This window comes from Streptomyces sparsus, from assembly GCF_054776295.1.
Map to the genome: position 1 here is coordinate 1 of NZ_BAAHCA010000805.1, position 2,283 is coordinate 2,283.

The 2,283-nt window shown below is 70.7% G+C and carries 1 protein-coding gene; it reads left to right on the forward strand.

The genetic code is table 11. From position 1 onward, the window contains the following. Positions 1-35 precede the first annotated feature (35 nt). The coding region (locus tag ACYVE9_RS23590; protein ID WP_461029908.1) for an acyltransferase domain-containing protein at positions 36-2,283 on the forward strand (2,248 nt) is incomplete at its 3' end.

Genomic DNA, 2,283 nt, shown 5'->3' on the forward strand with positions numbered 1-2,283 from the left:
CGGCGACGTTGCATGCGCAGGAGCCGTCCTCGCATGTGGACTGGTCCGCCGGTGGGGTGCGGTTGCTGACCGAACCGCAGGACTGGCCGCAGAACGACCACCCTCGCCGCGCGGGCGTCTCCTCTTTCGGGCTCAGCGGGACCAACGCCCACGTCATCCTCGAACACGCACCAGAGCATCCGGCCACCGCTTCGGACCATTCCGAAACGGACCCGGCCCGGATGGAGCCCGGGCTTCCCGTGCCCTGCCTGGTCAGCGGCCGGACGGACGCCGCCCTCCGGGCGCAGGCCGGTCTGCTCCTGGAAACTCTGAGCCGACAGCCCGATCTCGTCCCCGCGCACCTGGCACGCGCCCTGGCTCTGAGCCGGTCCTCCTTCGAACACCGCGCGGTTGTGGTCGCAACCGAACGAGACGACCTCATCCATGAGCTCAGGGAGTTGGCCGAGGGCGGGACAGGCACTCACACCGTGGCCGGCACAGTCGGAGCCGAAGGCAAGGTCGCGTTCCTGTTCTCGGGCCAGGGTGCGCAACGTCCGGGCATGGGGCGTGAGTTGTACGAGGCATTCCCGGTGTTCGCCGACGCCTTCGACGACGTCTGTGCGCATGTCGGCGAGGATCTCAAGTCGGTGGTGTTCGGTGACGACGCGGAGTTGCTGAACCGCACGGAGTGGACTCAGCCTGCGTTGTTCGCAGTCGAGGTGGCCCTGTTCCGCTTGGTCGAGTCCTTCGGGATGCGCCCGGACTTCCTGGTGGGACACTCCATCGGCGAGTTCGCTGCCGCCCACGTGGCGGGTGTGTTGTCGTTGGCGGACGCGTGCCGTCTGGTCGTCGCCCGGGGCCAGTTGATGCAGGCGCTGCCCTCCGACGGGGTGATGGTGGCGGTGGAAGCCTCCGAGGCGGAGGTGTTGCCGCAGCTGGAGGGCCGCACAGATGAGGTGTCGATCGCGGCGGTCAACGGCCCCCGCGCGGTCGTCATCGCCGGAGCCGAAGCAGCTGTGTCCGAGGTCGCCGACCGCCTTTCCGCCTCCGGTTGCCGCACCTCGCGTCTGCGGGTGAGTCACGCCTTCCACTCCCCGTTGATGGAGCCGATGCTGGCGGAGTTCCGTGCGGTTGCCGAGCAGGTCACCTACGCTGCCCCCACGATCCCGGTCGTCTCCAACCTCACCGGAACGGTGGCCGGTGACGGCGAGTTGGTCACAGCCGACTACTGGGCGCGTCACGTCCGGGAGGCGGTCCGGTTTGCCGACGGCATCCGCGCCCTCACCGACCAGGGCGTCACCCGTTTCCTGGAGATCGGGCCCGACAGCACTCTCACGGCCCTCACCCAGCACAGCCTTCCCCAGTTCACGGACAGCGGTGCCGAGGCCGGGCACAGTTGCGCCGCTCTGCTGCGCAAGCAGATGCCGGAGTGTGCCGCCGTGCTGCGAGGCATCGCGCAGATGCACACGACTGGTGTTGACGTCGACTGGTCCTCGATCCTCCGGCGTGCGGCCGCCCCGGGGGCGGAGGCGATCCCGAACCGTCTCGTCGAGCTGCCGACGTACCCGTTTCAGCGGACGCGCTTCTGGCCCACCATCGTTCCCGACCACCTCCAGCTCACGACCGGGCGCGATACCGGTGGAGGGGCCTCCGCTGCCGACCGGGCGGACACCCTGCTCTGGCAGACGCTGGAGCGCACGCAGTCTCCCGAACTGGCCGACGCTTTGGGAGTGCCCGAGGAGGCGCTCCACACCGTACTTCCGGCTCTGCAATCGTTCCGCAGCGCGCACACCGAGCGGGTGGAGACCGAGGGGTGGCGCTACCGGGTGGGCTGGGAAGCCGTGCCCGACGGAGCGGGAGCGTCGGTCGACGGGCGCTGGCTGCTGCTTCAGCCCCCCGGTGAGCCGCTGTTCGACGAACTGGAGAAGTTCGTACCGGGGCTGGAGCGGCTGACGTGCGAGGCACAGGACCGGGACGGCCTCGCCCGCCTGATCGCGAAGGCCGTCGAGGAGGGAGCGCCCGACGGTGTGCTGTCCTGCCTCTCGCTCCCTTCCGCTTCCTCCGCGGACGCCGGCACCGCCGGTACCGACCCGGCGGAGACCGGCGCCGCCGGCACCGAATCCGCCGAGGTCGGTCGCGGTGTCGCCACGGCGATGGCGGTCGTCCAGGCCCTCGGTGACGCCGGTGTGGACGCGCGGCTGTGGACCGTGACGCAGGCCGGGTTCGGTCCCGGCAGCGCCCCCCACGACCCGGAGCAGGCCGGGGTGTGGGGGCTGGGCCGGGTGGCGGCGTTGGAGCACCCCG